We start from the raw sequence: 25,389 nt of genomic DNA on the forward strand, positions 1-25,389 counted from the left end.
CCGGCCGGGCCAGGGCTCAGTCGCGCCCCTGCCTGGCCTGGGCGCCGTCGGCCTTGAGCTGCGCGGCGAGTGCGGCGGCCTGGGTGCGGCGGCTCATGCCGAGCTTGGCGAAGATGTTCGAGATGTAGTTCTTGACCGTTTTCTCGGCCAGGAAGAGGCGCTCGCCGATCTGCCGGTTGGTCAGGCCCTCGCCGATGAGCTCCAGGATGTGGCGCTCCTGCTCGGTCAGGCCCTTGAGCGGGTCGCTCTTCTCCTGGCGGGTGCGGAGCCGTTCGAGCATGCGGGCGGTGCTGCGGGGGTCGAGGAGCGACTGCCCGGTGGCGACCGTGCGGACGGCGCCGACGAGGTCGGAGCCGTGGATCTGCTTGAGGACGTAGCCGGACGCCCCGGCCATGACCGCCTCGAACAGGGCGTCGTCGTCGTCGAAGGAGGTCAGCATCAGGCACGCCAGCTCCGGCAGCTGGGAGCGCAGCTCGCGGCAGACGCTCACGCCGTCCCCGTCGGGCAGGCGGACGTCCAGGACGGCCACGTCGGGCCGGACGGCCGGGATCCGCGCCAGCGCCTCGGCGGCGGTGCCGGCCTCACCGATGATCTCGATGTCGTCCTCGGCGGACAGCAGCGCGGCGACTCCGCGGCGGACGACCTCGTGGTCGTCCATCAGAAAGACCCGGATCGTCCCCGCGTTCCCTGGCGTCTGGGCGGTCATGGCTCTCGTTTCCTCGGTCCGGTAGTGACGGAATGGACGCTACCCCGCCGCCGGACCCATCCCCACTCCGCGGAGGTCCCCCGCCCGCGGGACCTACGTCCCGACCCGGGACACGCCCTGCGCCACTTCGGGATGGACCTTCGGCCCTGCCGCGGGGGTGGGGGCCGCTGGTGAGGTGAGAGCTGAGAGGAAGGAGCGATCCATGCAAACCAGGTACCGGACTTCCGCGGACATCGCGGACGACATAGAGCGCGCCGTCGAGGACGCGCTGTGGGCGCCGTCGGTGCACAACACCCAGCCGTGGCGGTTCGGCGTGCGCGGCCCGCGCGTCAGCCTGCGCGCCGACCCGGACCGCCGCCTGGGCGTCGCGGACCCGAAGGGCCGGGAGATGCTGATCAGCTGCGGCGCCGCGCTGTACAACCTCCGGCTGTCGCTGCGCGCCCAGGGCTACGACCCGCTCGTGCGGCTGCTGCCCGATCCGGACCGCCCGCACCTGCTCGCCGACGTGGTCCTGGAGCCGGACGAGCCGGCGGACCGGCAGACGCTGAGGGAGCACGAGCAGATCCGGCGCCGGCGCAGCCATCGTGGCGCGTTCCGTCCGGAGACCGTCTCCGCCGGGGTCCTCTCGGCCATGCGCTACGACGTCGAACGCGAGGGCGCCCGGCTGATCGAGGCTGTCGACCCGCACGTCAAGGGGGCCCTGGCCGCTCTGACCGACGCGGCCGAGCACATCCAGCGCCGCACCCCCGCGTACTCCACGGAGATCGGCCGCTGGGCGCCCTCGCCCAGGACGGCCCGCAAGGACGGCGTCCAGGAGGGCGCCTACCCCAGGCAGGCTCCCGAGACCAGCCCGAACTTCCCCGCCCGCGACTTCGCGCGCGGCCAGGGATGGGGCGCCGAACCCGCGCACCCGGAGGGGAAGAGCACGGCGGGGGTGGCGCTGCTCCTGGTCTCCGACGGCGACGGGCCCGCCGACTGGCTGCGCACGGGACAGGCTCTGCAGCGGGCGCTGCTGAGGGCGGCCGAGAGCGACCTGGCGGCCGCCTTCCACACCCAGGCGCTCGAAGTGCCGGAGCTGCGCGCCTTCATCCGCGCCCAGTTCTGCCGGGACGCCTACCCGCAGATGCTCCTGCGCATCGGGGCGCCGGAGGGGGAGGGGCTGGACACCGTCCGCAGGGCCGTCGCCGACGTCATGATCGTGGAACCTTGAGCGGGACGCTCTCGGGGATGCGGCGGCCGGTGATGAGCCGGGGCCGGACGACGATGAACTGGTCGCGCTCGCCCGGTGCCCAGCTGCGCAGCGGGAGCGCGGAGAGCCTGGCGATCTCTCCGGGCTCGGTGACGCGACGGGCGGGCCCGACGGTGACCACCGACCAGCCCCTGTCGCCGTCCGCGTCGATCTCGTCGATCTCGAAGGCGACGATCGTGTCGGAAGCGGCGGTGGCCAGTCGCGAGGCCGATGAGGTCTTCACCACGATGAGCTCGCCGTCGAAGACGAAGTTGACCGGTTGTACGGTGGGCAGCGCCTGGAGGGTGAACACGATCCGGCCGATCGTCGATCGGCGGAGCAGGGCCCGGCACTCCTCGTCGTCGAGGATCTCCATGCCGCTGTGGTCGAGGTGCATGAACCCAATGTGATGCACCGGCGGCCCGGGCATCAGGGTCTAAGGTCCCTGACCTGACTTCTCACCCCGGGCAGGGTAATACTGGATCTGTGGCTCATGATTCGGGCGCCGGCCAAGACCGGGCACGGCTGATCCTTCCCCAGTTGCAGCTGGACGATCTTCTGTCGGAACTTCAGTCGAGGCTGGAGGCGGCCCGGTCCACGCGGGACCGGGTGCACGCGCTGCTGGAGGCCGTGGTCTCGATCGGCAGCGAACTCGACCTGGAGTCGGTGCTGCGGCGGATCACCGAGGCGGCCACCACCCTCGTCGACGCCCGCTACGGAGCGCTCGGCGTCATCGGCGAAGAGGGCGAGCACCTGGTGCAGTTCGTCACCGTGGGCGTCGGCGACCAGGAGATCGAGGCGATCGGCCACTGGCCGCACGGGCACGGGATCCTCGGCCTGCTGATCCGGGAGCCGCGCTCGCTGCGGCTTCCGGACCTCGGGGACCACCCCGCCTCCAGCGGCTTCCCCGCCAACCACCCGCCGATGCGGACGTTCCTGGGCGTCCCGATCCGCGTGCGGGACGAGGTGTTCGGCAACCTCTACCTGACGGAGAAGGCCGGCGGCGGCCAGTTCGAGGAGGAGGACGAGGTCGTGGTGATCGCGCTGGCCACGGCCGCCGGCGTCGCGATCGAGAACGCCCGCCTGTACCAGGAGACGCGCCGGCGCGAGCGGTGGCTGGAGGCGTCGGCCGAGGTCTCCACCGCGCTGCTGTCGGGCACCGACCCGCACGAGGTGACCACGCTGGTGGCGCAGCGGGCGCAGGAGATCGCCGAGGCCGACCTCGCGGCCGTGGCGCTGGTGGAGGAGGGCGGCCCGCACTTCGTGGTCGAGGCCGCCCGCGGGCAGGGCGCCGAGCGGCTGGAAGGGCTGCGGGTGCCGCTGGAGCACTCGGTGGCCGGGCCGGTGTTCACCGAGGGGACCGCCCTGCGGCTGGCCGACGGGGAGAAGGCGGCACGCGAGGCGAACGTGCCCCCGCGGGTGCCGATCGGCCCGCTGCTGGTCGTGCCGCTGGGGCTCGGGTCGGCGGCGCGCGGCGTCATCTCGGTGGTCAACGCGCCCGGCGGGGCGCTGTTCTCGGAGGGGACGCAGCGGCTGCTGGAGGCGTTCGCGGGACAGGCGGCGGTGGCCCTGGAGCTGGCCGAGCGGCGCCGGGACGCCGAGCGGCTGGCGCTGCTGGAGGACCGCGACCGGATCGCCAAGGACCTGCACGACACCGTCATCCAGCGGTTGTTCGCGACCGCGATGGGGCTGATGGCGGCGATCAAGATGACGCAGAAGCGGGAGGTCGCCGTCCGCGTGCAGCGGGCGGTGGACGACCTGGACGACACCATCCGGCAGATCCGCTCGTCCATCTTCGCGCTGCAGGGCCCCGAGACCGACGAGACGTCGCTGCGCAGCCGGGTGCACGCCCTGGCCGACAGGGCGGCGGAGCATCTCGGGTTCGCGCCCTCGGTGCGGCTCGACGGGCTGCTGGACACCTCGGTCGACGAGGAGATCGGCGAGCAGCTCCTCGCGGTCGTGCGGGAGGCCCTGTCGAACGTCGCCCGGCACGCGCACGCCACCGAGGCGGCCCTGAAGATCGATGTCGGTGACGACGTGACGGTGCGGGTGGAGGACAACGGCGTCGGCATCACCGAAGGCGGTCGCCGCAGCGGGCTCCGCAACATGGAGTCCCGTGCCGAGGGCCTGGGCGGCACGTGCACCGCCGGGCGGCGCCCGGAGGGCGGCACGCTTCTGGTCTGGTGCGTCCCGCTCAAGGCCGCCTGATCTTCCGCACGGGCCGTTCCCATCGGCGTCAAGGGCCGATGCGGTGGTTGTCGAGGCGCGCCCACTCGGCGTCCCACGACCGGTAGCGGCAGCGGTCGCACCGCGCCCGGACGAGCCAGTAGAGGCAGAGCGCGGGCAGTCCCGTGGCGAGGGCCACGCCCGTCCCGGCCACCGCGGTGTGGATGACCGTCTGCGCGTGCCGGCGGGGCGGCGTGATCGAGACGCCGTCGGGCCCGGCCCACAGGATGAGGCGCTCCCCGACGCCGGCTCCCCGCCACGTCGTGTAGTCGCCGGTCCGCCGCGTCCCGTCGGGGTCGGTCCAGGCGACCGTGACGGTGCGACGGCCCCCCGGATCCCGAACCTTCACGATGGTGGCCTCGACGCGGTGCCGTGTGGCGGCCTGCTGGCGCTCGGCCCTCACGCCCGATCCGTACGCGGTCTGGACGGCATGCGAGAGAAGCGGCGGCGTCGCGCTGAGGAAGACGATCAGCAGGAGCAGTCCGAGCCGCCACTGGACCCTGTCGACGTTGCGCCGCAGGTCGTTGCGGTCGAAACCGCAACCGCGACGCCAACGGTCGATCCGTGCTGTCCAGCGGCCGGTCCGTGCTCGCATGGTCGTCGCTCCCATGACGCCGTCCCTTCACCTTCCCTCCACCATGACGCTACGCATCCGCCCTGGACGGCTGCAGAGGCGGAAGCCCTTCGCGGGAGGGACCTCCCGGGCCCTCCAGCCCCCGGCACGCGGGACCTTGGTCCCGCCGATCATGCGCCGAACGTACCTACAGGCCAATGCCGATCCAGGGTTGAGTCATGGGTGACGAGATCATCGATGCGATGGAAGGTGAGTGGCGATGGCACTCTCCGAGCACAAGACCCACGTGGGCCGGGACACCCTGATCCGGGTGGTGACCCCCAAGCCGCTGACCGAGTCGCACGCCGCCCGTTACGCATGGGCCGCCGCCCGCTTCGCGCTCGGCTGGATCTTCCTGTGGGCGTTCCTCGACAAGACCTTCGGGCTCGGCCACGAGACCCCCGCGGCCAAGGCGTGGATCGACGGCGGCAGCCCGACCGAGGGGTTCCTGGCGCACGCGACCGCCGGACCGTTCGCCGGCTTCTACCACGACATCGCGGGAGCGGCCTGGGCCGACTGGCTGTTCATGCTCGGCCTGGCCGGCATCGGCGCCGCCCTCGTCCTCGGCGTGGGCATGCGGATCGCCGCCGCGGCGGGAGCCGCGCTGCTGGTGATGATGTGGTCGGCGGTCCTTCCCCCGGAGAACAACCCCTTCATGGACGACCACCTGGTCTACGCGATCCTGATCATCGGGCTGGCCCTGGTCAGCGCCGGTGACACCCTGGGCCTCGGCCGCTGGTGGGGCGGCACCCGCCTGGTCAAGCGTCTCCCCTTCCTCAAGTGACCTGATCCGCGACACGAGGGGCGCTCCCCGGGAGCGCCCCTCGTACGCGTGTCCGGCAGGAGGGGCGGTCGGCGGGACGGGCCGCGCGCCGGACGGCCGGGCGGTCGGGGAGGTCAGGCCGGAGGCGGCGCGGGAGAACGCTCCGCGGGACCCGCGGGACGGATGGCGGCGAGGGCCTGCTCGACGGCGCGGGGGAGGGCCCCGCCGGTGTCGACGGCGGCCGATCCGGGCCAGGGCGCGGAGTCCGCGCGCATGGCGGCGGCGATGCCCGCGTCGGCGTCGGAGGCTCCCCGGGGGCGGGTCCGCATCCGTTCGGCGCAGACGGCCTCCGGCGCTTCGCAGCGCAGCGGCGTCAGGTGCGCGTGCTCCTGCTCGGCGACGGCGGCGATGAGCTCGCGGTTGGCGTCGGACGTCCAGGACGCGTCCAGGACGACCGTCTCGCCCATCCGGAGCAGCCGCGCGGCTCGCGCGGCCATCTCGCGGTAGGTGCGCCGGCCCCACTCCGGCGTGTAGATGCCGGAGCCGTAGGGGGCGCCCGCCGGGTCGGCGGGGGCCAGCCCGGCGAGCTCCTTGCGGATCCGGTCGCTGCTGAGCACCGTGCAGCCGAGCCGGTCGGCCAGCGCGCCGGCCAGGGAGGTCTTCCCGGTGCCCGGGAGCCCGCCCACCATGATCAGCCCGACGCGGCCGGCGCGCAGATGGCGCAGCGCGACGTCGGCATAGGCGCGGGCGTCGGCGGCCGCGTCCGGGGCGCCCTGGCCGTGGCGCAGGCACGCGACCTTGGCGCGGACGAAGGCGCGGTAGGCCACGTAGTGGTGGCGCAGCGAGGACGGGGCCGGGTCGGCGGCGTACTCGGCGTACCAGCCGAGGAACCGTGCGGCGAGCTCCGGGGCGCCCAGGCGTTCGAGGTCCATCGCCAGGAACGCGGCGTCGTCCAGACCGTCCAGGTAGCGGAGCCGGTCGTCGAACTCCAGGCAGTCGAGGATCCGCGGGCCGTCGTCGAGGCAGAAGACGTCGCCGGCCAGCAGGTCGCCATGCCCGTCGACCACGCGGCCGTCGGCGATGCGGGCGTCGAACAGGGGCTCGCGGCCGGCGAGGAACTCGTCCGCGAGGTCCTCGGTCTCGGCGGCGGCCGCGGCGTCCAGGACGGCGCCGTGGAAGGGCCGGACCTGCTCGAAGCTGTCCTGCCAGCGCCCTCGGACGGCGTCGCGGGTCTCCTCGGCCGCGATGCGGGGGCCGCGCGGCGCCCTGGCGTGCCAGGCGGCCAGGATCCGGGCGGTGTCGCGCAGCGCGTCCCGCACCGGCGCACCGGCCCGGACCAGGGTGGACAGGCGCCGGTCGGCGGGCATCCGCCGCATCACGACCAGATGGTCGCAGACGTCGCCGCCGGGACCGCGCACGTCGGCGACGCCGAGATAGACGTCGGGGGCGAACCGCCGGTTCAGCCGGACCTCCTCGTGGCAGGCGCGCTCGCGCAGCTCACGGGTGCTGAAGTCCAGGAACCCCAGGTTCACCGGCTTCTTCAGCTTGTAGGCGCGGTCCCCGGCGAAGAACACCACGCCGATGTGGGTCTCGGCTACGGCGGCGCCCTCCATGGGCCTCATGCCCTCGGGTAGGGAGCGGGGCTGGTGTCGTCGTAGTCGTAGCCGAGGGTCGGGACGACGTCGACGACGCCTTCCGTGGCGGCGGCCATGCGCACGACGATCGGGATCAGGCTCTTCTGCTCCACGCGCCCGGTGAGGTGGACGACCCCCTCCTGGACGCGGACGTGCACCTCGGCGGGGTCCTGCCAGAGCCGGGAGACCAGGACGTCGTCGATGATCTCGTCCCGGATGTCGTCGTCGGAGCGGTGGAACACCGAGAGCAGGTCGCGGCGGGCCACGATCCCGGCCAGCCGGCCATCCCTGACGACCGGCGCGGCCTTGAAGCCGTGGGCGTTCAGCACGCGGGCCGCCTCGGCGACGGGCGTGCCCGGCGCGACGGTGACGACCGGCGCGCTCATCAGCCCGCGGGCGTCCGCGGCCCTGGCCCGCGCCCTCGCCTCGTCCTGGGCGCGGCGCAGCAGCCTGGGCCGGCGCGGTCCCGCGCCGCCGCCGTACTCCTCCTTGCGCAGGAGGTCGGCCTCCGTGACGATGCCGGTGAGCCGGCCGTCCTCGTCCATGACGGGCACCGCGCTGATGCGGTGCTCGGCCATCGCGTCGGCGATCTCGGTGAAGGGGGTGTCCTCGGAGACCGTCACGACGTTCCTGGTCATGACGTCCCCGACCGTGCGGCGCTTCATGGCTCTCCTCCCGGGCTCGCCGCGGGCCTCAGAGGCTGTCGCCGGCGGCGGCCCTCTGGTCCGCGCAGATCACGACCTCGCAGCGCGCCCGCTCCCGCACGACCGGGACGGTGTCGCCGCCGAGCGGATTGCCGTGCTCGGAGTTCGACCGGGCGCCGACCACGAGCAGTTCGGCACGCTCCGCCGCCTCGGCCAGCACCGGGCCCGGCTCGCCGCGCAGGACGCGCAGCCGGGTGGTCAGGTGCCGGGAGCGGGGGATCAGCCGGGCGACCAGGCGGCGCAGCCGCAGCCACTCCCTGATCGCGTTGAACGGGCGCCGCGCGGGGGCGTCGCCGGGCTCCATGACGCGGACCACGTCCAGGCGCGCGCGGCGTTCGGAGGCCTCGCGGGCGGCGCGGCGCAGCGCGGCCATGGAGTTGGGGGAACCGTCCACCCCGACGACGACGGACCGTTGTTCGGGCACGACCCACATCAGCGACCTCCCTCAGTCACCTCCACCCTTCCGCCCGGGAGGTTCCGCGGGTCAGTGCCGAGCGTCCCCCCGAACCAGGACTTTCGGCCCGATCCGGGCATCCGTCGAGGGGTGGCGCCGCCAGATCATCCGGTGGCTCCCGGATGGATGAGGGCCTGCGCGGCCACGAAGGCCGCGACGGCGAAGACCAGGTAGGCGAACCAGCGGCGCAGCCGGTCGGCGTCCAGGCGCCGGGCGAGGCGGGCGGCGGCGAGCGATCCGGCGACGGCCGCCAGGGTGAAGGCCGCGATGACGCCGTAGTCCAGCGTCGCGTCCCCGGCGTGCGCGGCGAAGCCCGCGATCGAGTTGACCACCACGATGACCAGGGAGGTGCCGACCGCCGCCGCCATCGGCAGGCCCAGCCCGACGACCAGGGCCGGAATGATGAGGAAGCCGCCGCCGACGCCGAACAGCCCGGTCAGCACGCCGACGGCCGCGCCCGCGCCGATCGACTTGGGCAGGCAGGAGCGCCAGTCGACGCCGCCGCCGGGGAGGGCGCACGCCCCGCCCAGCCGGTCGCCTCCGGCCAGCATCCGCCAGCCGGCCGCCACCATGAGCGCAGCGAAGCCGAGCAGGACGGCCTGGTCGGGCAGGAGGCGGTTCAGGGCCGCGCCGCCGAAGGCGGCCACCGCCCCGGCGGCGCCGAACACGCCCGCGATCCGCCAGCGCACCTGCCCGGCGTGGACGCGGGGCAGCGCGGCCGTGGCCGAGGAGATGCCCACGACCAGCAGGGACGCCGGAACCGCCGAGGCCAGCGGCAGGCCCGCGCCGTAGACGAGGGCGGGGACGGCGAGAATGGAGCCGCCGCCGCCGAGCAGCCCGAGCAGGACGCCGATGAGGGCGCCGAGGACGAGCGCGGTCAGCATGTCGTCACCTCCCTGGCGGACGCGGCCGGCGGGTCAGGGGCGCTCCGCGGCCAGCGCGCCCAGGACGGCGGCCATGTCGCACTTCGGCCCGCGGTTGTAGGGGAGCTTGGACAGGGCCATCCCCATGGCGCACGTGTTGGACAGGGCGGCGAAGGTGAGGCCGCCGCCGATGGCCGCCGCGAGCCACTTGGCGCGCGGGACGGCCGTGCTGGCCAGCACCGAGCCGAGCACGATCGAGCCCGCGACCAGGCGGACCTGGCGCTCCAGGTCCCAGCGGGGGCGTCCCGCGGCGACCGGTTCGCCCGCGGCCTGCCAGGCGCCGATGCCGCCGTGCAGGACGCGCAGGTTCGGCAGGCCCGCGGTCGCCAGCGCCTGCGAGGCCTGGCCGGCGCGCTGCCCGGAGCGGCAGACGAGCACCACCTGCTCGTCGAGGTGGGCGCGCAGTTCGGCGCGGTGCTCGCGCAGCAGGTCGAGCGGGACGTTGTAGGAGCCGGGGATGTGCCCGGTCTCGAACTCGCCCGGCGTCCGGACGTCGATGAGCCGGGGCCGGTCGTTGGAGTCCAGGAGTTCGCGCAGGGCGGGGACGTCCACGGTGGACGCGGTGGGCGGGGTGGTCACGGAGTCTTCTCCTGTGTCGTGGTGATGGATCGTCGTGCGGTCTGGTCGGTCCGGTCAGTGGCCGGTGATGGTGAGGCCCGCGGGCGCGGCCTCGGAGTAGGCGTCGTCGATGTGCACGGTCGGGCGCCCGGCCCGCTGGAGCAGGCTGGTGGCCGCGGCGGCCCGGTAGCCGGAGCCGCAGTGCACCCAGACGGTCCCGTCGGGCAGTTCGTCCAGCCGCCCGGTCAGCTCGGGCAGCGGGATGTGGACGGCGCCCTCGACGTGCCCGTCCCTCCACTCGTTGGTCATGCGCACGTCCAGTACGACGTCCGGCGCGGGGAGGTGCCGGGGGACGCGGCCGGAGAGGGCGGCGGCCAGGTCGCCGAACGTGGCGACGGGCGTCTCGCGCAGCCGGCCGGCGTCGCCGCCCGCCCACTGCTCGGGCTCCCCGGAGGCCGCCGCGGCCGGCCGGTCGACGCCGATGCGCGCCAGCTCCCGCTGGGCGGCGGCGATCTGCTCGGGGCTGTCGCCGAGCAGGGTGAGGGGCGCGCCCCACGGCGCCAGCCAGCCCAGCCATGTCGACATCGCGCCGTCCAGGCCGAAGCTGAGGGTGCCGGCCAGGTGCCGCTGGGCGAAGGCCTTGCGGGACCGCAGGTCGACGACCCATTCCCCGGCGGCGATGCGGTCGCGCAGCTCGGCGGGGTCGGCGGTCCGGGCGGGAGTGAGGTCGAGCAGGTCGGCGCCGGCGCTGTTGCGGACGCCCATGTGCGCGTAGTAGGCGGGGTAGGCGTCGAGCCCGTCCAGAGTCTGGGCGACGAAGTCGTCGGCCTCCAGCCGCAGCGCGGGGTTGGCGCGCCGCTCCTGGCCGATGGTCGAGGACGCGGCGTCGGACTGGCTCGCCGAGCAGAAGCTGCCGAAGCCGTGCGTGGGCCAGACGTGCGCGCCGTCGGGCAGCAGGTCGGCCAGCCGCCGCGCCGACGCGTGCTGCCGCTCGGCCAGCAGGTGGGCGTGCTCGGAACCGAGGAGGTCGGTGCGGCCGGTGGTGCCGAACAGCAGCGACCCGCCCGTGAAGACCCCTTCGGGTCCGCCGGGGCCCGACAGGATGTAGGAGAGGTGGTGGAAGGTGTGCCCCGGGGTGGCGACGGCGCGGATGCGCAGCGCGTCGGAGACGGCGATCTCGTCGCCGTCGGAAAGGGCGGTCCGCTCGAATCGGACGTCCTCGTCGGCCGAGAGCAGGTACGCCGCCCCGGTCGCCCTGGCCAGGGCCAGCCCGCCGGAGACGTAGTCGTTGTGCAGGTGGGTCTCGGCCACGTGCGTGATGCGGACGTCCAGCCGCCCGGCGAGGGCCAGGAAGCGGTCGATGTCGCGCTGCGGGTCGACGACCAGCGCCACCCGCCCGTCGTGGGCGAGGTAGCTGCGGTCGCCCAGGGACGAGGTCTCGACTACCTGGACATTTACCATCTGCGTTCACTCCTTATACCCCGGGGGGTATGCTCGGGTCAGATCGCGGCCATGGTCGTACCCCCTCGTCGAGCGATGAGGGGCGGCCCTTTCGCCGTCCTCAGGAAAGGGCGAGGAAGAGCTTCTCCAGGCGCTCCGTGCTGATCGGCGGCTTCTCGCCGCGGTCGGCCGCCGCCTGGCAGTGCCGCAGCCCGGTCGAAATGATCTTGAAGCCGGCCCGGTCGATCGCCTTGGACACCGCGGCCAGCTGGGTCAGCACCCGCTCGCAGTCATCGGCGTTCTCGATCATCGAGATCACCCCGCCGAGCTGGCCGTGCGCTCGCCGGAGCCGGGTCAGCGCGTCCGCCAGGGCGGTCGCGTCCATCTCCAGATGCTCTTCCATCTTCCACCTCCGGCGCCCAACATACCCCCTGGGGTATCCGTCCGCGCGTGAGGTGCCTCACCTCCACCGGGACTTCCGGCAGGACCTTCGGCTCTACCTGCGAAGACTCCCGAAAACGAGGCTTGGCTCCAAGCGAGGAACCGTCAGCAGAGGAGGTGGCACCGATGAGCGAGATGCTGGTCGTCCACCGTGAGGACGACGCCTTCGCGGTGATCGTCCGCGACCACGTGATCCACGTGGACCAGCCGTACATGGGGGGAGGCATGGACGCCGGGCCGACGCCGGTCGAGCTGTTCGTGGCGTCCCTCGCCGCGTGCACCGCGCACCACGCCCGGCTCTACCTCAAGGCGCGCTGCCTGCCCGCGAACGGGTTGGAGGTCGCCGTCGACTACGCGATGAGCCCGGAAGGCCCCGCCCGGGTGTCGCGCGTCGAGCTGCGCCTGCGCCCTCCCGTCCGCCTGCCCGACCGGGACGTGGGGGGACTGATGGCGGCCGTCATGGCCTGCACTGTCCACAACTCGATCCTCGACACCCCCCGCATCGGCGTGCGCCTGGAGAGCGAGGTCACGGCGGCCTGAGCGGCGCGCCGGAGGTCCCGCCGCCGAGGGCCGTTCGGCCCTGGGGGCGCGGGCCCCGCGGGCGGTGGAATGAAGGCGGACCGAGGAGGAGGGCGTCATGAGCCACGTGGTCGTCGGATACGACGGAACGAGCGAGGGCGACCGCGCCCTGCGCTGGGCGGTGGAGGAGGCCAGGCTCAGGCGTCTGCCGCTGACGGTGTGCCACGCCTGGCAGTGGCCGTATCCGATCCACTTCAGCGACCGCGAGGGCGTGGCCATCGTCCGCCGGATGGGGGAGCACATGCTCGACCACGGCGTGGCGCTGGCGCATGAGCTGGCCCCCGGCCTGAAGGTGCGCAAGCGGCTGGACGCCGGGGGGCCCTCCCTCGCGCTGCTGAACCAGGAGCCGGACGCGGATCTCGTCGTCGTCGGCTCGCACCCGCCGGAGGAGAGGTCCGTCGGGTCCACCGCGCTGCGGGTGGCGGCCCAGGCCGACCACCCGGTCGCGGTCGTGCGCTCGGCTTCCTCACCCGACGGTCTGGTGGTCGTGGGCGTGGACGGTTCCCCGGGCGCCGACGCGGCGCTGGCCTTCGGGTTCGAGGAGGCGGCGCTCCGCGGCTGGCGGCTGCGGGCGGTGTACGGGTGCTGGGATCCGGGTTCCGCCCCCGACGGCGACCTGTCGCTCTTCGGCGATGAGGACAAGCTCCGCCACGTGTGCGGAACGGTCCTGGAACGGGCCGTCGCGCCCTGGCTGGTGAAGTACCCCTTCGTCCAGGCCGGGACGTCGCTGGTCCTCAGGTCGCCCCGCGAGGCCCTGCTGGAGGCGGCGGAGGGCGCGACGCTGACGGTGGTGGGCTCGCGCGGCGCCGGCGCCGTCAAGGCGCTGACGCTCGGCGCGACGAGCGACGCGCTGCTCAAGCACGCGCCCTCCACGATCACGATCGTCCCGCAGCGGGCCGGATGACGCCGGACGCCGGAGAACACCGAAGGTAGGCGAGCCAAGTGAGCATGGTGACCGCGGCCGATCTGGCACGCGAGCCGTTCTTCGACGGAATGCGGAGCCTGGATCTGACCAGGCTGGCGAAGGCGGCCCGGCACACCGACATCCCCGCGGGGCGCCGCATGTTCGCGGAGTCCGCCGCGGCGGAGCGGTTCTGGCTCCTGCTCGACGGGAGCGTGGCCGTCGACATGCACGTCCCCGGAGGCGGGACCCTCGTGGTCGACACCTTCGGGCCCGGGTCGGTGGTGGGCTGGTCATGGCTGTTCCGCCCGCACCGGTGGCGGTTCGGCGCGGTCGCGAGCACGCCGGTCCAGGCGATCGAGTTCGACGGCCGGCTGGTCCGGACGCTGAGTGCGGTCGACCCGTCCCTCGGCTACGAGCTGACGCGCCGCTTCGCCGAGCAGGTCGTGGGCCGCCTGGAGGCGACCCAGACCCGGCTCGCCGAGACGGCCCCCGGCGCCCTGGGCCGCGTGATGTGACCGATCAAGCGCTGTGACCCTTCAAGCGCTGTGACCCCATGCTCGCGCTCGGCGGCGCGGTGTCCTGCTCGGCGGTCAGCCCGCGGACGCCGGGCAGGCCGAGGCCGCGGGCGATCGCGGGGAAGAGTACTTCGTTCTCGCGGATGAGCACCTCGCGACCGTCCGGCTTCCGGCGGGCCGGTCGCGCGCTCATGGCGCGTCCTTCGAGGGGGACCGCGCCGCCGTGTCAGTCGCGGGGGCGGACGACGGCGACGGGGCAGTGGGCGTGGTGGACGACGCCGTGGCCGACCGAGCCGAGCGGGAACGAGCGGCCCCGGGACCCGACCACGACCAGGTCGGCCTCCGCTGAGGCCTGCGCGAGCGTCTGGACCGGGTGGCCGATGACCACGTCCTCGACGACCTTGACGTCCGGGTTGCGCGCGCGCCACGGCGCCAGGGCCGAGGCCAGGCGGTCGTAGCGGCCGTTGGCGGCGAGTTGGACGTCCACCCCTGAGCCGGCGGCGGGCCGCCAGGCGTGCAGCACGCGGAGCCGGGCGCCACGGGCGGCGGCCGCTGCGAACGCGTGGTCGAGCGCGGGGGCGGGGTCCTCGGCCAGGTCCAGGCCCACGACGACCTCGCCGATGGGGGTGTCCGAGTGGCCGCGGACGATGACCACCGGGCCCGGGTAGTGCCCGGCCAGGTGCAGGCCGGTGGAGCCGAGCAGCAGCGAGGCGAAGCCGCCCCGGCCGCGATGCCCGACGACGACCTCGGCGGCCTCGCCGGTGTAGTGCCGCAGGCCGCCCGCCACGGTCCGGTCGTGGACGAGCATCGTCTCGACCTTGAGGCGGGGGTGGCGCCGCAGGGCCGCGTCGCGTCCGGCGCGCAGCACCGGGTTCCAGGCGTCGACGAGTGATTCGGCGTCGCCGCCCGTGTCGCCGGGGGCGGTCCTCGTCGGGGTCTCCAGGACGTGGAGGACGTGCAGTTCCTTGCCGAGGCGCGCGGCCTCGTCGGCCGCCCAGTCGATGGCGCGTTCGGAGGGGGCGGACCCGTCGGTCCCGACCAGGACCGCCGTTCGTTGCGTGGACATGCGCTTCTCCTGAGGGGGTCGGGGGGTCAGTGCCCGGCGGCGGGCGTCAGCGGCGGGAGCAGGAGAAGCTCGTGCGCCCGCCGTGCCGTGTCACCGTCGTCGAGGGCGTCCAGAGGCGTGCCTTCCAGAGCGGCGGCCAGGAGCCGGGCCGCTTCGGCGAGCGCGGCCACCTGCCGCTCCAGCACCGCGACGCGATGTTCCAGAGCCGGGACGGACGAACCATGGGAGATCTGCCTCGCCATCGCGAAGCTCCTTAAGCTCGGCGAGCCGCCCCGGTGGCGGCCACGGTGCCGACTCAAGCGTCGCTCGCGCGTCCGCTCGGCCGTAGGGACCTTCGTCCCCGCCGCGAACGGCGACGGTCCTTTCGTTTGCGGCGCGGGCCTCAGGCCCGGCGGGAAGGAAGCAGGGCGAGGTCCTCGAAGCCGGGCGTCCACCACAGGCCGCCCTCGGACGTGATGCCGAGCGCCTCGATCTCCGGCCGGGCCTCGAGCCAGGCGCGGGCGGCGTCGCCCATGGCGAAGGCCGCGGTGGCGAGCGCGTCGACGTCGGTGAGGTGGCGTCCGACCAGCGTGACGGAGACGAGGCCCGCGGCGGGACGCCCGGTGCGGGGGTCGAGGATGTGCCGGCCGCGCTCGGCGGTGCCCGAGGTGGCGACGGCGATGTCGTTCCCGGACACGGCGGCGATGAGCCTGCCGCGGTCGCCGGGGTCGGCGATGCCGATCCGCCACGGTTCACCGGGCCCGGCCTCGCCGCGCGCCTGCACGTCGCCGCCGCCGTTCACGCAGTGGTCGTGGGCGCCGGCGTCGTGGAGGATCGTCGACGCCCGCTCGATCGCCCAGCCCTTGACCACGCCGCTGGGATCGAGCCGGCCACCCGGTTCGCAGGTGAACGCGCCGCCGGTGGCCCGTTCGAACTCCGCGCCGAGGCGCAGGACCTCGGCGACTTCGGGATCGCACTCGCCGAGCCCGGCGCGGCCGTCCGCCAGGCGCGTGACCTGGCTGTCGGGGCGGTAGGGGGAGAAGACGCGGTCGACGTGGTGGAGCCAGGCGACGGCCTGCGCGAGTGCCGCGGCGATGGACGGCGAGCGCGGCATGCGGATGTCGAAGGAGAACACCGTCCCCATCGCGTGCTCCACGTGGCGGATTCCCTCAGGCACGGGCGCTGTCCAGGGCGCTCTGCAGGGACGTGATGTATCCCTCGCTCGTGTAGGTGGCGCCGGACACGGCGTCGATGCGCGCGTTGCCCGCCGCGAGGGCCTCCTTGGTGAGCTCGGGGAGGGCGAAGGAGGCGATCTCGCGGTCGCGGCCGTTCTCCGACGGCGAGCGCAGGACGCGGACGCCGGTGAGGTGGCCGCCCGACATCGTGATCTCGACCTGGACGGGCCCGTAGCGGGTGTCGACGCTTTCGCCCCGGAAGGTCTGGCTCACCGGGTTCGCCCCGCCGCTCGTGCCGCCGCTCGTCCCGTTGCTCGTCCCGCCGCCCGCGGCGGCCGGGGGCGGCACGGCGGTGTCGTGGTGGTGCGGCTTCAACGACAGCAGCAGCACGACTCCCGCGATCGTCGCGCTCGTGGTGAACACGGCTCGGCGCATAGGGTGCGGACCTCTCAGAACTCGAAGGACTCGGATCGGACGTGGCGGCGTCGCACGCCGGCCTGCTTGAGCGCGCCCTGGGCGGCGGCCATCATCCCGGGCGGCCCGCACAGGTAGACGTCCCGGTGCCGGATGTCGGGGACGAGGTCGCGCAGCGCCCGGCCGTCCAGCGGCAGGGAGTAGCGGGACGGCTCGTCGACGAAGTAGTGGGCGCGTGCGCCGCGGACGCGGGCGATGTCGTCCAGCTCGCCGCGCAGGGCCAGGTCCTCGGGCCTGCGGGCGAGATAGACGAGGGTCACGTCACCGGGCAGGGTCTCGAACAGCGTCCGCAGCGGGGTGATGCCGACGCCGCCGGCGATCAGCAGGGCCCGGTCATGGTGCGGCCGCGCCCCGGTGAACCCGCCGTAGGGCCCCTCGGCCCAGACCCGCGTCCCGGGGCGGAGCCGGGCGAGCGCCCGGCTGTGGTCCCCGGCCTCCTTGACGGTGATGCGGAGCCGGTGACCGCGGGGCGGCTCGGACAGCGAGTAGGGGTTCGCCGTCCACCAGAAGCCCGGAGCGAGGAACCGCCAGCGGAAGAACTGGCCCGGTTCGGCGCGCAGCTCGTGCAGGTGGAGGCCGCTCATGTAGACGGAGACGACCCCGGGCGCCTCGGCGTGGACGGCGGTGACCCGCAGCCCGTGCCGGATCCCGCGCACGGCGGGCATCAGGAACCGGAACCAGGCGAGGGTGACGGCGACGCCGATGTACAGGATGTACCAGGCCGCCTTCGCCAGGGGTGACCCGGCGAACTGGGCGCCGTTGGCGAGCTGGTGCGAGAACGCCAGGAAGATGGCCAGGTAGGTCGCGAAGTGCAGGTAGTGCCAGGTCTCGTAGCGCATCCTCCGCCGGGCGGCCCTCGCGGATGTGATCCCGATGCCGAGGAGGAGCAGGAACCCGGCCGTGCCCTTGAGCATCTCCGGGTAGTCGACGACCACCGTCGCCGTCTCGTGGACGACGTCGGTCCGGGCCGTCACCGCGTACCCCCAGATGATCAGGAGGGCGTGCGCCAGCGCGAGGCAGACGGTGTACCGCCCGCCCATCGCGTGCCAGCGGGCGAGCCGGTCGGTGCCCACGCCCCGTTCGAGCGCCGGCACGCGGGCCATCAGGGCCAGCAGGACGGCGCAGCCGTATCCCGCCAGCAGCCCGGTGACGCGCCCGGCCTCGGTCAGCCAGCCGTCCAGACCGGTGATCGAACCGGTGCTCCGCCACCACAGCGCCAGCACCGCGAGCGCGCCGGCGCAGATCAGCACCTGCGGCCACCAGGGCGGGACGCGCCACGACGGCCGCCTGACCTGCGGGGACGGCCGCACGATGTCGTACCTGGTCGTCGTCATGGCGGCCACCCTGCCAACGCAGTCTCTGAGTTCCCTCTGACACGATGGGGAAAGGCGCCTCTCAGAGCCTTTTCAGAGGAAAGGCAGAGGTTGGAGAGGGATGCTGGGCCGACCATGACAAAGGACGAACCCGCGTTGGCGGGCCTGCGGCGGGCCGACGGGGCGCCCGTACGGGTCCTCGTCGTCGACGACGAACCCGACCTGGCGGAAGTGCTGTCGCGCGTGCTGGCCTCGGAGGGCTGGGCGGTGCGGACGGCCGGAGACGGCACGGGCGCGCTCGCCGCCGCGCGCGACTTCCGCCCCGACGCCGTCGTGCTGGACGTGATGCTCCCCGACATCGACGGCCTCCAGGTGCTGCGGCGGCTGCGCGCCGACTCCCCCGACGTGTGCGTGCTGTTCCTGACCGCCAAGGACGCCGTCGAGGACCGCATCGCGGGCATCACCGCGGGCGGCGACGACTACGTGACCAAGCCGTTCAGCCTGGAGGAGGTGCTGGCGCGGCTGCGGGGGCTGCTGCGCCGGGCGGGCATGGCGCGGCCGGCCGACACGGGCCGGCTGCTCACCGTCGGCGCCCTGGCCATGGACGAGGACGCCCGGGAGGTGACCCGCGACGGGGAGGTCGTGGAGCTGACGCCCACCGAGTTCGAGCTGCTGCGGTTCCTGATGCGCAACCCGCGCCGGGTCCTCAGCAAGGCCCAGATCCTCGACCGCGTCTGGGACTACGACTTCGGCGGGCAGGCCCACGTCGTCGAGCTGTACATCAGCTACCTGCGCAAGAAGATCGACGCGGGCCGGCCACCGATGATCCACACGGTGCGCGGCGTCGGGTACGTGCTGAAACCGGGGGCCGCGTGAGGGGTCCGCGGACGCTGCGGGCCCGGCTCACCGCCGGGCTGCTCGTCCTGCTGGCGCTGAGCTGCCTCGCCGTGGGCGTCGCCACCGCGACCGCGCTCGACCGGTTCCTGATGGGGCGGCTGGACGAGCAGCTGACCGCGTCCGGCGGGCGGTTCCCGGCGAGCCTCGAACACGAGCGGCGCCATGACGCCGACGACCGTCCGGACACCCGGGGGCAGGCGCCGGGGACGTTCGGCGCGCGGCTGTTCGGCCGGACGGTGACGGAGGCCGCCGTCGTGCGTGACAGCTCCGACATGCCCGTGCCGCTCGACGCCGCCGACAGGCGCGCCCTCGCCGCCCTCCCGCCCGACGGCCGGGGGCGCTCGCTCGACCTGTCGGCGCTGGAGGAGTACCGGGTGTCGGCGCTCCGCGGCGACGACGGGGACGTCCTGGTCACCGGGCTGCCGCTGCGGCCCGCCGAGGAGACGCTGCACCGGGTCGTCCTGGTGGAGGCGATCGTCTTCGCGGCCGTGCTCGCCGCCGCCGGGATCGCGGCGGCGGCCTGGGTCGGGCTGGCCCTGCGCCCGCTGCGGCGGGTCGCCGCGACCGCGTCCCGGGTGACCGAGCTGCCGCTGGCCAGCGGGGAGGTGGTGATGCCCGAGCGCGTCCCCGACACCGACCCCCGCACGGAGGTCGGGCAGGTCGGCGCCGCGCTGAACCGGATGCTCGGCCACGTCGAGAACGCGCTGGCCCGCCGGCACGCGAGCGAGGAGCGGCTCCGCCGCTTCGCCGCCGACGCGAGCCACGAGCTGCGCACCCCCGTCGCCGCGATCCGGGGGCACGCCGAACTCGCCCTCCGCACGACCGAGCCCGTACCGTCCGAGGTGCGGCACGCGCTGGGACGGATCGAGGCCGAGTCGGTGCGGATGTCCGAACTGGTCGACGACCTGCTCCTCCTCGCCCGCCTGGACGCCGGCCGCCCGCTGGAGACGGGCCGGGCGGACCTGACCCGCATCGTGCTGGACGCCACCGCCGACGCCCGCGCCGCCGGGCCGCGGCACCGCTGGGAACTGGTGCTCCCGGAGGAACCGGTGACCGTCACCGGGGACGCCCGGCGCCTCCACCAGCTGGTCGCCAACCTGCTCGCCAACGCGCGCGCCCACACGCCTCCCGGGACCCACGTCACCGTGAGGCTCGCGGTCAGGGCGGACGCCGTGCTCCTCGACGTGGAGGACGACGGCCCCGGCATCCCGTCCGGCCTGCGCGAGGAGATCTTCCAGCGGTTCGTCCGCGCCGACCAGAGCCGGTCCCGCAGCGCGGGCGGCACGGGACTCGGACTGGCCATCGTCCAGGCGGTGGCCGCCGCCCACGGCGGCCGCGCCGAACTCGTCGAGGCCCAGCACACGCTGTTCCGCGTGACGCTTCCGCGCTGAGTCAGCGGCCCGCCCGCACCCCTTCACCGGGAGCGCCGCCGTGCCGGCGCACCGTGCCGCGGTCCTTGTACTGGGCCGTGCTCTCCACGCGGGCGCGCAGGCGGGTGCCGGCCAGGCTGATCGCCTCCGGCATCGAGGCCGCGGCGGCGTGGGCGTTGAGGGGCAGGCCGTCGAGGGGGCCTCCTCGCTCTCGCGGGCCGGTGACACCAGCATTCGACTCGTGCGGCGGCATCCCCAGGGACCTTGGTCCCCTCGGACGCGGCCTTAGGGCGGCCGCTCACCCGAGGGCCAGGATCCGCGTCACCAGGCGGGCGGTCCGGCCGCCCTCCTGCTCCGCCACTTCGAGTGCCGTCCGCACGTCGAGGTCGTCGAGGAGCGCCCGCGTCACGGCGGCCTCCGCCGCGGGGGAGGAGCGGCCGCGCCCCGCCGCCGCGAGGAGGCGGTCCAGCCCTGCCGCCGCGCGGTCGAGGGAGCCGGGCGTGTACTCCCACTCCCGCGCCCACGGCTCGGCGAGGAGCATGAAACGGACGGCGGAGGCCGGGTGGTCCTGGACCAGATCCGAGACCAGTACCAGGTTGCCGGTGGACTTGGCCATCTTGGCGCCGTCCCGGCGGACCATCCCGACGTGCAGCCAGGCCCGGGAGAACGGCCGCACGCCGGTCAGCGCCTCGGCCATGGCCGCCTCGTAGGCGTGGTGGGGGAACCGCAGGTCGTCGCCGCCGGCGTGCAGGTCCAGCGCCGGGCCGAAGGTCGTCATCGCCATCGCGGCGCACTCGGCGTGCCAGCCGGGCCGCCCCGCGCTCCAGGGACTGGGCCAGGCCGGCTCGCCCGACCGCGACGGCCGCCAGAGCGCGACGTCGAACGGGTCGTCCCGGCCGGGGTCGTCGGGCGCGTCGCCGTACTCGGCAAGAAGCGCGCGTGCCCGGCCGGCGTCGAGGCCGGCGCGCCGCGGGACCTCGCCGCCGCGGAAGTGGACCGCGCCTCCCCGCTCGTAGGCGTGGCCGGAGGCGAGGAGGCCCTGGGCGAGCGCGACGACCTCCCCGACGTGGTTGTGCGCGCGGGGCTGGTGGTCGACGGCGTGGACGCCGAGGGCCTCCAGGTCGCGTTCGAAGTAGAACTGCTGGACGGCGGCGAAGCTGTCGTACGGGCTGCCCGCCCGGTGCGCGGCCTGGTCCAGCACGTCGTCGACGTCGGTGACGTTCCGGCAGACGCGCACCTCGCCGCCGGCGTGCCGCAGGACCCGGGCGGCGACGTCGGCCCAGACGAAGGTGCGGGCATGGCCGAGGTGGGTCGCGTCGTACGGGGTGATCCCGCAGACGTACATGCGGGCGGGGCCGACGACCGGGAGGGGGCGGCCGCCGATCCGCAGCGTGCGGCCGGGCGAGTTGAGATCCACGAGAGCGCCGCTCCTCAGGGTGACGGAACCGGTGTTCCCCTCTGTCCTACCCGGCGGGCCTCTCCGGGCCGGGGGACGAAGGTCCCGACGACCGGTGACCTTGGGACGCTGACCGGCCGCGCCGCCCCGTCCGACGCTGGGGCATGACGGAGAGCGTTTCCGGCGCGCGTGTGTTCGCGCTCCTGACCGACGGAACGCAGGTCGAGATCCGGAGGCTGGGGGAGGCGGACCGGGCGGCGGTGCGCGACCTGCATCGCGGCCTGAGCGAGGAGAGTCTCCACCTGCGGTTCTTCGGCCTCAACCGGGCCGTCTCCGAGCAGGTCGCGGACCGGGTCTGCCGGACGGACGGCGACGGCCACGCCGCGCTCGGCGCGTGGCTGCGCGGTGGACTGGTCGGCGTCGCCGAGTACGAGCCGTCCGATGCGCCCGGAGAGGCCGAGTGCCGCCGCCGCGCGCGGGCGGTCATGCCGGAACCTTCCGCGCCGCCTCCTTGAGGAGCTCGTCGACGCCCTCGCGGATACCCGTGCACAGGGTCGGCAGGTCGGGGAGGGCGTCGCGGTCGCCGGTGACGCCGAACGACAGGACGCCGTCGTAGGACACGATGCCGACGGAGACGCGCGACCCGGCGACGATGGGGATGTAGGGGTCCATCTCCAGCATCCGCCGCCCCATCGCGTACAGCGGGAACGAGGGGCCGGGGACGTTGGTGACGATCGTGTGGACCAGGGGCTGCCGCAGCCGCAGCGCCGTGCGGGCCGCGACGGCGAGCAGCCCGGGGGCGGCGCCGACGAGCCGCAGGAAGGCGTCGAGCCCGGCCGCCTGGTCCGCGCTCTTCGCGCCGTCCATCTGCTCCCGCAGCAGGTGCAGGCGGCGCAGGGGGGCGGGCTCCCCGCAGGGCAGGTCGACCAGCACCGCCGACACCCGGTTCGTCAGGATCCCCCGCTCGTCGGGCGACCGGACCGAGACGGGCACCAGGGCGCGGACGGCGGACTCCGCGGTGAGCACGCCCCGGGCGGCCAGCAGCGACCGGAAGCCGGAGGCGGTCGCGGCGAGCACGACGTCGTTGACCGATCCGCCGAGGGCGCGCCTGATCCGGTCCACCTCGTCCAGGCTCGCGCAGGTCCGCGACCAGCGCCGGAGCGGAACGGTCGGGCCGTTGAGCGAGGACGCGCCGGGGCCGGTGAGGCGCGCGGCGTAGCCGGGAGCCGCGCCCGCGACGGCGATCGACTCGCGCACGGCCGGGAGGAAGAGGCGGGCGGCCTGCCGCCCGAACCCCCTCAGCCGGTCCGCCACGGCGCCGCGCACGACGGCCCGCCCGGACGGTTCCGGGGCGGGCGTCCACAGCCGGGGACCGGCGGGCGACCACCCGGGGCCGGCGTCGAGCAGCACGCTCAGCAGGTCGATCCCCGCGAGCCCGTCGACCATGCAGTGGTGCACCTTGGAGATCAGGGCCCAGCGTCCGTCCTCCAGCCCCTCGACCAGCCACACCTCCCAGGGCGAGCGGGTGAGGTCCAGCCGCCGGCCGAGGACGCGGCCCGCCAGCTCCTCCAGCTCGTCCGGGCCGCCGGGCGCGGGCGCCTCCACGTGCCGGACGTGGTCCGCCATCCGGAAGCCGCGGTCGTCGATCCAGACCGGGTGCGCGAGGTTGAGCGGGACCGTCCGGACGCGCTGCCGGCAGCGGGGAGCGAACCGGAGCCTGGCGAAGATCTCCCGCACCAGCTCCGCGTGGCCGGGCGCGGGGCCCTCGAACACGGTCACCGTGCCGATCTGGAGCGGGGTCGTGTCGTTCTCGGCGAAGAACATCCCCGCGTCCAGCGCGTTCATCCGCTGCATCGTGCACCTCCGGCGTGCCGTCTCAGGTCTGCTAGGTCGAACGGGAGCGGCGGTCGAAGTCGGCCCACTCGTCGTCCCACTGCCGGTACCGGCGCCTGTCGCAACCCCAGCGGAACACGAGGTAGACGGTGAGCATCGGCAGGCCCGTCACCGCCAGGACCGCCGCGCCGGCCGACACGTCGTCGCCGATGGTCCGCGCGTGCTTCCGCGGGCCCATCTCTCCCAGGGTGTGGCGGGGACCCGTCCAGAGCACGCGGTGCTCGCCGACCGCGGTCGCGCGCCAGCTGGTGTATCGGCCGGTGTGCGGAGCGCCGTCCGCACCGGTCCAGACCACGTTGACCTCGCGCCCGGACTCCAGCGGCGTGACCCCGACCACCGTCGCGTCGACGCGGTGGCGCGTCGCGGCCTCGTACCGTTCGGCGCGGACCCCCGCGGTGTGGACGGACGAGACCACGTGGGCGCAGGCGATCGGTGCGGCGACCAGGAAGATCAGGAGCAGAAGGAGCCCGACGCGCCACTGCGTCCGATCGACCTTCCGGCGCAGGTCGTTGCCGTCGAGCCCGCAGCGGCGCCGCAGGCGGTCCGCGTGTGTGCCGGCTTCCGGCGGCCTCATGCCTGCTCCCCGGGTCGATGACCGAACGACCTCGGCAGTCGCCCGGATCCCTCCAGTACCTCCAGCCTTGCTCGGGGACGCGCCGGGCGCCACGGACGGATGTCCCCGCCGCGGGGGCCCGAAGGTCCCTTTCTCCGGTCCGGCCGATGGCGCACCGCCAGGGCGGAAGGGACGAACGTCCCCGGCCGACGTGGCGAAGGCCTCTGCTGAAGCGGACCGCTGCCCGCCAGCGTGGAACCGAGCGGTCATCGACTGGGGGAGGACTCGTCATGAGCATGAGGGTTCGCGGTCTCGCGCTCGCCTGCGGCGCGGCCGCCGCCTACGCGGCCGCGATCCGTCCCGCGCTGCTGTCCTGGGGTGCCACCTACACGGAGGCGGACACCTCGTATCCGAGCGACGAGCTCATCGAGAACGCGACGGGCCAGTCCACCATGGCGGTGTCGCTGCCCGCGCCGCCGGAGGCGGTCTGGCCGTGGCTGGTGCAGATGGGATACGGGCGGGGCGGCTGGTACAGCTGGGACCTGCTCGACAACAGAGGGCGGCCAAGCGCGGACCGCATCGTTCCGGAATGGCAGGACCTGGCGGCGGGCGACCGCGTGCCCACGGTCCCCGGCGGGACGACCTACTTCCGCGTCGAGGTCCTCGTTCCGGGCAGGACCCTGGTGCTGCGGAGCGACATCGAGCTGCCGTCCGGAAGGTCGTTCGACCCGCGCGGACCGAAGCCGCGGGCGTACGCGGACGGGATCTGGGCCTTCCACCTCCACCGGCTGCCCGACGGGTGCACGCGCCTGATCGTGCGGACGCGCGGACGCGGGGTGCCTTCGGTCCCGGACCGCCTGTTCACCTGGCTCATCGGTGAGCCGGGGCACTTCATCATGCAGCACAGGCAGTTCCACGAGCTCCGCCGGCGCGTCGCCCGGCGCGGGTTCGCCGGGCCGGAGGACGCGGAGGCCGGCCGGGCCCGCCGAGCGGACCTTCGGCTCCTCCGGTAACGAGGGACTTTCGTCCCTGTACCGGGCGCCGGCGGCGAGATGGAATGAAACCGGGCGAGAGAAGTCGAGCAGAAAGGGACGGAGAAGTGGGAGACCACGCACCGTCCATCTCGAAACGCTGCCTAAGCGGCGGAGGGCTTCTCCCGCCCCCTTCACGTTCCGCGGGCTCCGTCTTCCGGTCACCGGCCGGGAGCGCCTTTTGCGGATCCATCCGGAAGGGGACGGGGGTTCGCGATGTCTGACGGAAGCGGCGCGCGCGAAGTGGTCGTGGGATTCGACGGATCGGTGCACGCCATGCAGGCGCTGGACTGGGCGCTGGACGAGGCGGAGCTGCGCGGATCTCCGCTGGTGCTGTGCCACGCGTGGCACTGGCCCTACCAGGGGGTCGCCCCCGGACTGGAGGAGGCGGGCCGGCGGTCGCTGCACGAGGCGGCGCAGCACGTGCTGGCCCACGGCGTCGAGTGCGCCCGGCAGCGCACGGCCGGGGTCGCGGTCAGGCCGGTGTCGGAGGAGGGGTCGGCGGCGGAGCGGCTCACGGAGCTGTCGGCCGGCGCCGAGCTCCTGGTGCTCGG

At 74.4% G+C, this 25,389-nt stretch carries 31 protein-coding genes; 11 read left to right on the top strand and 20 right to left on the bottom strand.

Features of this window, described 5'->3' with window-relative positions:
* Window positions 1-16: 16 nt before the first annotated feature.
* A complete protein-coding gene (locus tag AB0K37_RS10130; RefSeq protein WP_363977678.1) occupies window positions 17-706 on the bottom strand; it encodes a response regulator transcription factor in 690 nt (229 codons plus the stop codon).
* 202 nt (window positions 707-908) lie between these two features.
* On the opposite strand from AB0K37_RS10130, the gene AB0K37_RS10135 reads away from it, so the two are divergent.
* On the top strand, window positions 909-1,916 hold the full coding sequence (locus tag AB0K37_RS10135) for a hypothetical protein (RefSeq protein WP_363977681.1): 1,008 nt from the start codon (window positions 909-911) through the stop codon (window positions 1,914-1,916).
* Here the strand turns inward: AB0K37_RS10135 and AB0K37_RS10140 are convergent.
* Entirely contained in the window at window positions 1,897-2,331 is a 435-nt protein-coding gene (locus AB0K37_RS10140; protein ID WP_363977683.1) for a pyridoxamine 5'-phosphate oxidase family protein, read from the bottom strand. The genes AB0K37_RS10135 and AB0K37_RS10140 overlap by 20 nt on opposite strands.
* An 89-nt stretch (window positions 2,332-2,420) precedes the next feature.
* Here AB0K37_RS10140 and AB0K37_RS10145 point away from each other — a divergent pair, with 89 nt between their 5' ends.
* Window positions 2,421-4,142 carry a GAF domain-containing sensor histidine kinase gene (locus AB0K37_RS10145; protein ID WP_363977685.1) on the top strand — a complete coding sequence of 574 codons (1,722 nt, stop codon included), beginning with the start codon at window positions 2,421-2,423 and terminating at the stop codon, window positions 4,140-4,142.
* 28 nt (window positions 4,143-4,170) lie between these two features.
* Here AB0K37_RS10145 and AB0K37_RS10150 read toward each other — a convergent pair whose 3' ends face one another.
* Entirely contained in the window at window positions 4,171-4,755 is a 585-nt protein-coding gene (locus AB0K37_RS10150; protein ID WP_363977688.1) for a hypothetical protein, read from the bottom strand.
* A 238-nt stretch (window positions 4,756-4,993) separates the two neighbouring features.
* On the opposite strand from AB0K37_RS10150, the gene AB0K37_RS10155 reads away from it, so the two are divergent.
* Complete coding sequence (locus AB0K37_RS10155) at window positions 4,994-5,557, top strand: hypothetical protein (RefSeq protein WP_363977691.1); 564 nt, start codon at window positions 4,994-4,996, stop codon at window positions 5,555-5,557.
* A gap of 113 nt (window positions 5,558-5,670) precedes the next feature.
* On the opposite strand, the gene AB0K37_RS10160 is transcribed toward AB0K37_RS10155, so the two are convergent.
* The 7 genes from AB0K37_RS10160 to AB0K37_RS10190 all read right to left on the bottom strand — a co-directional run bounded on the left by AB0K37_RS10160 (window position 5,671) and on the right by AB0K37_RS10190 (window position 11,652).
* A complete protein-coding gene (locus AB0K37_RS10160) occupies window positions 5,671-7,149 on the bottom strand; it encodes an AAA family ATPase (protein ID WP_363977693.1) in 1,479 nt (492 codons plus the stop codon).
* Between the two features lie 5 nt (window positions 7,150-7,154).
* Entirely contained in the window at window positions 7,155-7,835 is a 681-nt protein-coding gene (locus tag AB0K37_RS10165) for a CBS domain-containing protein (RefSeq protein ID WP_363977696.1), read from the bottom strand.
* A gap of 28 nt (window positions 7,836-7,863) precedes the next feature.
* Window positions 7,864-8,307: a universal stress protein gene (locus tag AB0K37_RS10170; protein WP_363977699.1), complete on the bottom strand. Its 444-nt coding sequence runs from the start codon at window positions 8,305-8,307 to the stop codon at window positions 7,864-7,866.
* Window positions 8,308-8,432: 125 nt separating this feature from the next.
* Window positions 8,433-9,212 (bottom strand): sulfite exporter TauE/SafE family protein, encoded by a 780-nt coding sequence (locus AB0K37_RS10175; RefSeq protein ID WP_363977702.1) that lies wholly within the window; start codon window positions 9,210-9,212, stop codon window positions 8,433-8,435.
* A 33-nt stretch (window positions 9,213-9,245) separates the two neighbouring features.
* Window positions 9,246-9,830, bottom strand: coding sequence for a rhodanese-like domain-containing protein (locus tag AB0K37_RS10180; RefSeq protein WP_363977704.1), 585 nt, complete (start codon window positions 9,828-9,830; stop codon window positions 9,246-9,248).
* 54 nt (window positions 9,831-9,884) lie between these two features.
* Window positions 9,885-11,270, bottom strand: a complete 1,386-nt coding sequence (locus tag AB0K37_RS10185) for an MBL fold metallo-hydrolase (RefSeq protein ID WP_363977707.1) — start codon at window positions 11,268-11,270, stop codon at window positions 9,885-9,887.
* Between the two features lie 100 nt (window positions 11,271-11,370).
* Entirely contained in the window at window positions 11,371-11,652 is a 282-nt protein-coding gene (locus AB0K37_RS10190) for a metal-sensitive transcriptional regulator (protein WP_345172054.1), read from the bottom strand.
* 164 nt (window positions 11,653-11,816) lie between these two features.
* Here AB0K37_RS10190 and AB0K37_RS10195 point away from each other — a divergent pair, with 164 nt between their 5' ends.
* The 3 genes from AB0K37_RS10195 to AB0K37_RS10205 all read left to right on the top strand — a co-directional run bounded on the left by AB0K37_RS10195 (window position 11,817) and on the right by AB0K37_RS10205 (window position 13,688).
* On the top strand, window positions 11,817-12,230 hold the full coding sequence (locus AB0K37_RS10195) for an OsmC family protein (RefSeq protein ID WP_363977710.1): 414 nt from the start codon (window positions 11,817-11,819) through the stop codon (window positions 12,228-12,230).
* Between the two features lie 97 nt (window positions 12,231-12,327).
* Window positions 12,328-13,173: a universal stress protein gene (locus tag AB0K37_RS10200; RefSeq protein ID WP_363977713.1), complete on the top strand. Its 846-nt coding sequence runs from the start codon at window positions 12,328-12,330 to the stop codon at window positions 13,171-13,173.
* A 44-nt stretch (window positions 13,174-13,217) separates the two neighbouring features.
* On the top strand, window positions 13,218-13,688 hold the full coding sequence (locus tag AB0K37_RS10205; protein WP_363977760.1) for a cyclic nucleotide-binding domain-containing protein: 471 nt from the start codon (window positions 13,218-13,220) through the stop codon (window positions 13,686-13,688).
* A gap of 4 nt (window positions 13,689-13,692) precedes the next feature.
* Here the strand turns inward: AB0K37_RS10205 and AB0K37_RS10210 are convergent, their stop codons facing one another.
* The 6 genes from AB0K37_RS10210 to AB0K37_RS10235 all read right to left on the bottom strand — a co-directional run bounded on the left by AB0K37_RS10210 (window position 13,693) and on the right by AB0K37_RS10235 (window position 17,716).
* Window positions 13,693-13,881, bottom strand: coding sequence for a hypothetical protein (locus AB0K37_RS10210; RefSeq protein WP_363977716.1), 189 nt, complete (start codon window positions 13,879-13,881; stop codon window positions 13,693-13,695).
* Between the two features lie 33 nt (window positions 13,882-13,914).
* Window positions 13,915-14,754 carry a universal stress protein gene (locus tag AB0K37_RS10215; protein ID WP_363977719.1) on the bottom strand — a complete coding sequence of 280 codons (840 nt, stop codon included), beginning with the start codon at window positions 14,752-14,754 and terminating at the stop codon, window positions 13,915-13,917.
* A 26-nt stretch (window positions 14,755-14,780) separates the two neighbouring features.
* Complete coding sequence (locus AB0K37_RS10220) at window positions 14,781-14,996, bottom strand: hypothetical protein (RefSeq protein ID WP_363977722.1); 216 nt, start codon at window positions 14,994-14,996, stop codon at window positions 14,781-14,783.
* Window positions 14,997-15,136: 140 nt separating this feature from the next.
* Window positions 15,137-15,910: an FAD:protein FMN transferase gene (locus AB0K37_RS10225; protein WP_363977725.1), complete on the bottom strand. Its 774-nt coding sequence runs from the start codon at window positions 15,908-15,910 to the stop codon at window positions 15,137-15,139.
* Entirely contained in the window at window positions 15,903-16,331 is a 429-nt protein-coding gene (locus AB0K37_RS10230) for an FMN-binding protein (RefSeq protein ID WP_363977728.1), read from the bottom strand. The genes AB0K37_RS10225 and AB0K37_RS10230 overlap by 8 nt, the downstream gene beginning before the upstream one ends.
* Before the next feature lie 26 nt (window positions 16,332-16,357).
* Window positions 16,358-17,716, bottom strand: coding sequence for a ferric reductase-like transmembrane domain-containing protein (locus AB0K37_RS10235; protein ID WP_363977731.1), 1,359 nt, complete (start codon window positions 17,714-17,716; stop codon window positions 16,358-16,360).
* 114 nt (window positions 17,717-17,830) lie between these two features.
* On the opposite strand from AB0K37_RS10235, the gene AB0K37_RS10240 reads away from it, so the two are divergent.
* Window positions 17,831-18,571, top strand: coding sequence for a response regulator transcription factor (locus AB0K37_RS10240; RefSeq protein ID WP_363977734.1), 741 nt, complete (start codon window positions 17,831-17,833; stop codon window positions 18,569-18,571).
* Complete coding sequence (locus tag AB0K37_RS10245) at window positions 18,568-19,983, top strand: HAMP domain-containing sensor histidine kinase (RefSeq protein WP_363977737.1); 1,416 nt, start codon at window positions 18,568-18,570, stop codon at window positions 19,981-19,983. The genes AB0K37_RS10240 and AB0K37_RS10245 overlap by 4 nt, the downstream gene beginning before the upstream one ends.
* A gap of 1 nt (window position 19,984) precedes the next feature.
* On the opposite strand, the gene AB0K37_RS10250 is transcribed toward AB0K37_RS10245, so the two are convergent.
* Entirely contained in the window at window positions 19,985-20,215 is a 231-nt protein-coding gene (locus AB0K37_RS10250) for a hypothetical protein (protein ID WP_363977739.1), read from the bottom strand.
* Between the two features lie 45 nt (window positions 20,216-20,260).
* Window positions 20,261-21,379: a class I tRNA ligase family protein gene (locus AB0K37_RS10255; RefSeq protein ID WP_363977742.1), complete on the bottom strand. Its 1,119-nt coding sequence runs from the start codon at window positions 21,377-21,379 to the stop codon at window positions 20,261-20,263.
* Window positions 21,380-21,522: 143 nt separating this feature from the next.
* On the opposite strand from AB0K37_RS10255, the gene AB0K37_RS10260 reads away from it, so the two are divergent.
* Entirely contained in the window at window positions 21,523-21,873 is a 351-nt protein-coding gene (locus AB0K37_RS10260) for a hypothetical protein (protein ID WP_363977745.1), read from the top strand.
* Here AB0K37_RS10260 and AB0K37_RS10265 read toward each other — a convergent pair.
* A complete protein-coding gene (locus AB0K37_RS10265; protein ID WP_363977748.1) occupies window positions 21,842-23,212 on the bottom strand; it encodes a wax ester/triacylglycerol synthase family O-acyltransferase in 1,371 nt (456 codons plus the stop codon). The genes AB0K37_RS10260 and AB0K37_RS10265 overlap by 32 nt on opposite strands.
* Window positions 23,213-23,243: 31 nt before the next feature.
* Complete coding sequence (locus AB0K37_RS10270; protein WP_363977751.1) at window positions 23,244-23,825, bottom strand: hypothetical protein; 582 nt, start codon at window positions 23,823-23,825, stop codon at window positions 23,244-23,246.
* A 269-nt stretch (window positions 23,826-24,094) separates the two neighbouring features.
* On the opposite strand from AB0K37_RS10270, the gene AB0K37_RS10275 reads away from it, so the two are divergent.
* Complete coding sequence (locus AB0K37_RS10275; protein WP_363977754.1) at window positions 24,095-24,817, top strand: hypothetical protein; 723 nt, start codon at window positions 24,095-24,097, stop codon at window positions 24,815-24,817.
* 234 nt (window positions 24,818-25,051) lie between these two features.
* Window positions 25,052-25,389: universal stress protein (locus tag AB0K37_RS10280; protein ID WP_363977757.1), on the top strand; the 338-nt coding region annotated here is incomplete at its 3' end.

The organism is Actinomadura sp. NPDC049753 (assembly GCF_040674655.1).
In the GTDB taxonomy this organism is placed as follows: domain Bacteria; phylum Actinomycetota; class Actinomycetes; order Streptosporangiales; family Streptosporangiaceae; genus Spirillospora; species Spirillospora verrucosospora.

What these genes read in the sequence shown, in the direction of transcription:
- AB0K37_RS10135 (WP_363977681.1), top strand. Translation starts at nt 909, where the DNA reads ATGCAAACCAGGTACCGGACTTCCGCGGACATCGCGGACGACATAGAG.
- AB0K37_RS10185 (WP_363977707.1), bottom strand. Translation starts at nt 11,270, where the DNA reads ATGGTAAATGTCCAGGTAGTCGAGACCTCGTCCCTGGGCGACCGCAGC.
- AB0K37_RS10235 (WP_363977731.1), bottom strand. Translation starts at nt 17,716, where the DNA reads ATGACGACGACCAGGTACGACATCGTGCGGCCGTCCCCGCAGGTCAGG.
- AB0K37_RS10215 (WP_363977719.1), bottom strand. Translation starts at nt 14,754, where the DNA reads ATGTCCACGCAACGAACGGCGGTCCTGGTCGGGACCGACGGGTCCGCC.
- AB0K37_RS10160 (WP_363977693.1), bottom strand. Translation starts at nt 7,149, where the DNA reads ATGGAGGGCGCCGCCGTAGCCGAGACCCACATCGGCGTGGTGTTCTTC.
- AB0K37_RS10155 (WP_363977691.1), top strand. Translation starts at nt 4,994, where the DNA reads ATGGCACTCTCCGAGCACAAGACCCACGTGGGCCGGGACACCCTGATC.
- AB0K37_RS10270 (WP_363977751.1), bottom strand. Translation starts at nt 23,825, where the DNA reads ATGAGGCCGCCGGAAGCCGGCACACACGCGGACCGCCTGCGGCGCCGC.
- AB0K37_RS10150 (WP_363977688.1), bottom strand. Translation starts at nt 4,755, where the DNA reads ATGCGAGCACGGACCGGCCGCTGGACAGCACGGATCGACCGTTGGCGT.
- AB0K37_RS10190 (WP_345172054.1), bottom strand. Translation starts at nt 11,652, where the DNA reads ATGGAAGAGCATCTGGAGATGGACGCGACCGCCCTGGCGGACGCGCTG.
- AB0K37_RS10195 (WP_363977710.1), top strand. Translation starts at nt 11,817, where the DNA reads ATGAGCGAGATGCTGGTCGTCCACCGTGAGGACGACGCCTTCGCGGTG.
- AB0K37_RS10165 (WP_363977696.1), bottom strand. Translation starts at nt 7,835, where the DNA reads ATGAAGCGCCGCACGGTCGGGGACGTCATGACCAGGAACGTCGTGACG.
- AB0K37_RS10200 (WP_363977713.1), top strand. Translation starts at nt 12,328, where the DNA reads ATGAGCCACGTGGTCGTCGGATACGACGGAACGAGCGAGGGCGACCGC.
- AB0K37_RS10250 (WP_363977739.1), bottom strand. Translation starts at nt 20,215, where the DNA reads ATGCCGCCGCACGAGTCGAATGCTGGTGTCACCGGCCCGCGAGAGCGA.
- AB0K37_RS10260 (WP_363977745.1), top strand. Translation starts at nt 21,523, where the DNA reads ATGACGGAGAGCGTTTCCGGCGCGCGTGTGTTCGCGCTCCTGACCGAC.
- AB0K37_RS10175 (WP_363977702.1), bottom strand. Translation starts at nt 9,212, where the DNA reads ATGCTGACCGCGCTCGTCCTCGGCGCCCTCATCGGCGTCCTGCTCGGG.
- AB0K37_RS10275 (WP_363977754.1), top strand. Translation starts at nt 24,095, where the DNA reads ATGAGCATGAGGGTTCGCGGTCTCGCGCTCGCCTGCGGCGCGGCCGCC.
- AB0K37_RS10220 (WP_363977722.1), bottom strand. Translation starts at nt 14,996, where the DNA reads ATGGCGAGGCAGATCTCCCATGGTTCGTCCGTCCCGGCTCTGGAACAT.
- AB0K37_RS10130 (WP_363977678.1), bottom strand. Translation starts at nt 706, where the DNA reads ATGACCGCCCAGACGCCAGGGAACGCGGGGACGATCCGGGTCTTTCTG.
- AB0K37_RS10265 (WP_363977748.1), bottom strand. Translation starts at nt 23,212, where the DNA reads ATGCAGCGGATGAACGCGCTGGACGCGGGGATGTTCTTCGCCGAGAAC.
- AB0K37_RS10170 (WP_363977699.1), bottom strand. Translation starts at nt 8,307, where the DNA reads ATGTGGGTCGTGCCCGAACAACGGTCCGTCGTCGTCGGGGTGGACGGT.
- AB0K37_RS10210 (WP_363977716.1), bottom strand. Translation starts at nt 13,881, where the DNA reads ATGAGCGCGCGACCGGCCCGCCGGAAGCCGGACGGTCGCGAGGTGCTC.
- AB0K37_RS10240 (WP_363977734.1), top strand. Translation starts at nt 17,831, where the DNA reads ATGACAAAGGACGAACCCGCGTTGGCGGGCCTGCGGCGGGCCGACGGG.
- AB0K37_RS10140 (WP_363977683.1), bottom strand. Translation starts at nt 2,331, where the DNA reads ATGCACCTCGACCACAGCGGCATGGAGATCCTCGACGACGAGGAGTGC.
- AB0K37_RS10205 (WP_363977760.1), top strand. Translation starts at nt 13,218, where the DNA reads ATGGTGACCGCGGCCGATCTGGCACGCGAGCCGTTCTTCGACGGAATG.